Consider the following 3,837-nt stretch of genomic DNA (forward strand, 5'->3'; position numbering starts at 1 on the left):
ACCGGGCAGGCATCACACCCTATACGTCCACTTTCGTGTTTGCAGAGTGCTATGTTTTTAATAAACAGTTGCAGCGGCCTGGTTTCTGAGGCTGTCGACAGCTCAAGGAGCGAGTCCTATCACCATCAACAGCGTACCTTCTCCCGAAGTTACGGTACCATTTTGCCTAGTTCCTTCAGCAGAGTTCTCTCAAGCGCTTTGGTCTACTCGACCTGACCACCTGTGTCGGTTTCGGGTACGATTCCAGTGTAACTGAAGCTTAGAGACTTTTCCTGGAAGCAGGGTATCAGCCACTTCACTGTACAAGTACAGCTTGATATCAGATCTCAGCATAGAGCACCCCGGATTTGCCTAAGATGCATGCCTACTTCCTTTCACCTGGACTACCAACGCCAGGCTGACTTAACCTTCTCCGTCCTCTCATCGCATTACACTGAAGTATTGGAATATTAACCAATTTCCCATCGACTACGCCTCTCGGCCTCGCCTTAGGGGTCGACTCACCCAGCCCCGATTAACGTTGGACTGGAACCCTTGGTCTTTCAGCGAACGGGTTTTTCACCCGTTTTGTCGTTACTCACGTCAGCATTCGCACTTCTGATACCTCCAGCAGACTTCTCAATCCACCTTCTTCGGCTTACAGAACGCTCCCCTACCACGCATAATAAATTATGCATCCGCAGCTTCGGCACATAGTTTTAGCCCCGTTACATCTTCCGCGCAGGCCGACTCGACTAGTGAGCTATTACGCTTTCTTTAAAGGGTGGCTGCTTCTAAGCCAACCTCCTAGCTGTCTATGCCTTCCCACATCGTTTCCCACTTAACTATGATTTTGGGGCCTTAGCTGGCGGTCTGGATTGTTTTCCTCTTGACTACGGACGTTAGCACCCGCAGTCTGTCTCCCGGATAGTACTCATTGGTATTCGGAGTTTGCATCGGTTTGGTAAGTCGGGATGACCCCCTAGCCGAAACAGTGCTCTACCCCCAATGGTATTCGTCCGAGGCGCTACCTAAATAGCTTTCGGGGAGAACCAGCTATCACCGAGTTTGATTAGCCTTTCACCCCTATCCACAAGTCATCCCCTGGCTTTTCAACGACAGTGGGTTCGGTCCTCCAGTTAGTGTTACCCAACCTTCAACCTGCTCATGGATAGATCACCCGGTTTCGGGTCTATACCCAGCAACTATACGCCCTATTAAGACTCGATTTCTCTACGGCTCCCCTATTCGGTTAACCTTGCTACTGAATATAAGTCGCTGACCCATTATACAAAAGGTACGCAGTCACCAAACAAGTTGGCTCCCACTGCTTGTATGCATGCGGTTTCAGGATCTATTTCACTCCCCTCACAGGGGTTCTTTTCGCCTTTCCCTCACGGTACTGGTTCACTATCGGTCAGTCAGGAGTATTTAGCCTTGGAGGATGGTCCCCCCATATTCAGACAAGGTTTCACGTGCCTCGCCCTACTCGTCATCATTATGTGTGCCCTTTCGTGTACAGGACTATCACCCACTATGGTTGCACTTCCCAGAGCATTCCACTAAAACACACATAACTTAATGGGCTTTTCCCCTTTCGCTCGCCGCTACTGAGGGAATCTCAATTGATTTCTTTTCCTACGGGTACTGAGATGTTTCACTTCCCCTCGTTCGCTTCGTATGACTATGTATTCATCATACGATACCTACCTTAAGGTAGGTGGGTTTCCCCATTCAGACATCTCCGGATCAAAGGATATTTGCCGCCTCCCCGGAGCTTTTCGCAGGCTATCACGTCTTTCTTCGCCTCTGACTGCCAAGGCATCCACCACATGCACTTAATTACTTGACTATACAACCCCAAACAGTCGTTAATCCCTACAAGTAGGATTAAGACAATTAAATAAATAATTAATGATCTATTTAATCTACAGTTCGAAGTCCCGTGCTCTTAAGCACCGTACAGCTTCAATCTAAATTCATATACCAAAACGCTTGATTCAGTTAATTTGCTAGTGCTCATTTCAATTCGTAATTAAACCGTAACACCTAAGCATTACTGTCAATCTTGAATAAAATGAGTTGAACAATTTATTTCAGACTCAATTTTTGCCAATCTGTTAATGATTCACTGCATCCTCGTCGGACTGCAGTCAACTGTGATAAATCACAGAACTTAATAAACCATCAAATTTAATCTCTCGATTCTTTCGATCTTTTATTAAGTTCTGCAATCTTTAGCTTAAAGCTCCAGTATATGTGTGCCTGCGCACAGCATAGCTGTTTGCTTAAATTTTAAGGAAAAGCAGTGCTTTTCTGATCTTAAAATTTGGTGGAGACTAGGAGAGTCGAACTCCTGACCTCCTGCGTGCAAAGCAGGCGCTCTACCAACTAAGCTAAGTCCCCAGCTTATCATCTGTGATTCGATGTATCTTCTTCTGCATAATTGCTTCGTCAGTAGTGGTGGGTCTGACAAGACTTGAACTTGTGACCCCACGCTTATCAAGCGTGTGCTCTAACCAACTGAGCTACAGACCCTGAGAAAAATCAAAGCATCGCTTTGTATTTTTCGCAAGACAAACGCAGTGCGTAGTATCTGCTACTCAATCCAATTCGAAAACCTCGAATTATCTTTTAAGACACATCGTCATGAAGAACAACTTGTTGTGGATTCTTACCAATCGTCAATCTTTCGTTAAGGAGGTGATCCAGCCGCAGGTTCCCCTACGGCTACCTTGTTACGACTTCACCCCAGTCATCGGCCACACCGTGGTAAGCGTCCTCCTTGCGGTTAGACTACCTACTTCTGGTGCAACAAACTCCCATGGTGTGACGGGCGGTGTGTACAAGGCCCGGGAACGTATTCACCGCGGCATTCTGATCCGCGATTACTAGCGATTCCGACTTCACGCAGTCGAGTTGCAGACTGCGATCCGGACTACGATCGGCTTTTTGAGATTAGCATCCTCTCGCGAGGTAGCAACCCTTTGTACCGACCATTGTAGCACGTGTGTAGCCCTGGCCGTAAGGGCCATGATGACTTGACGTCGTCCCCGCCTTCCTCCAGTTTGTCACTGGCAGTATCCTTAAAGTTCCCATCCGAAATGCTGGCAAGTAAGGAAAAGGGTTGCGCTCGTTGCGGGACTTAACCCAACATCTCACGACACGAGCTGACGACAGCCATGCAGCACCTGTATGTAGATTCCCGAAGGCACCAATCCATCTCTGGAAAGTCTCTACTATGTCAAGGCCAGGTAAGGTTCTTCGCGTTGCATCGAATTAAACCACATGCTCCACCGCTTGTGCGGGCCCCCGTCAATTCATTTGAGTTTTAGTCTTGCGACCGTACTCCCCAGGCGGTCTACTTATCGCGTTAGCTGCGCCACTAAAGGATCAAATCCCCCAACGGCTAGTAGACATCGTTTACGGCATGGACTACCAGGGTATCTAATCCTGTTTGCTCCCCATGCTTTCGCACCTCAGTGTCAGTATTAGGCCAGATGGCTGCCTTCGCCATCGGTATTCCTCCAGATCTCTACGCATTTCACCGCTACACCTGGAATTCTACCATCCTCTCCCATACTCTAGCTAACCAGTATCGAATGCAATTCCCAAGTTAAGCTCGGGGATTTCACATTTGACTTAATTAACCACCTACGCGCGCTTTACGCCCAGTAAATCCGATTAACGCTCGCACCCTCTGTATTACCGCGGCTGCTGGCACAGAGTTAGCCGGTGCTTATTCTGCGAGTAACGTCCACTCTTCTCAGGTATTAACCAAGAGAGCCTCCTCCTCGCTTAAAGTGCTTTACAACCAAAAGGCCTTCTTCACACACGCGGCATGGCTGGATCAGGGTT

2 tRNA genes and 2 rRNA genes are annotated in these 3,837 nt (G+C 48.0%); all 4 read right to left on the reverse strand.

What is annotated here, in order from left to right:
• Nucleotides 1–1,831: ribosomal RNA gene (locus CF596_RS08025) — 23S ribosomal RNA — on the reverse strand; the annotation flags it as partial.
• A 478-nt stretch (nucleotides 1,832–2,309) separates the two neighbouring features.
• Nucleotides 2,310–2,385: transfer RNA gene (locus CF596_RS08030), tRNA-Ala, on the reverse strand.
• A 55-nt stretch (nucleotides 2,386–2,440) separates the two neighbouring features.
• A tRNA-Ile gene (locus CF596_RS08035) sits at nucleotides 2,441–2,517 on the reverse strand.
• Nucleotides 2,518–2,675: 158 nt separating this feature from the next.
• Nucleotides 2,676–3,837, reverse strand: a 16S ribosomal RNA gene (locus CF596_RS08040); the annotation flags it as partial.

The organism is Acinetobacter sp. YT-02 (assembly GCF_002412355.1).
Classification (GTDB): domain Bacteria; phylum Pseudomonadota; class Gammaproteobacteria; order Pseudomonadales; family Moraxellaceae; genus Acinetobacter; species Acinetobacter towneri.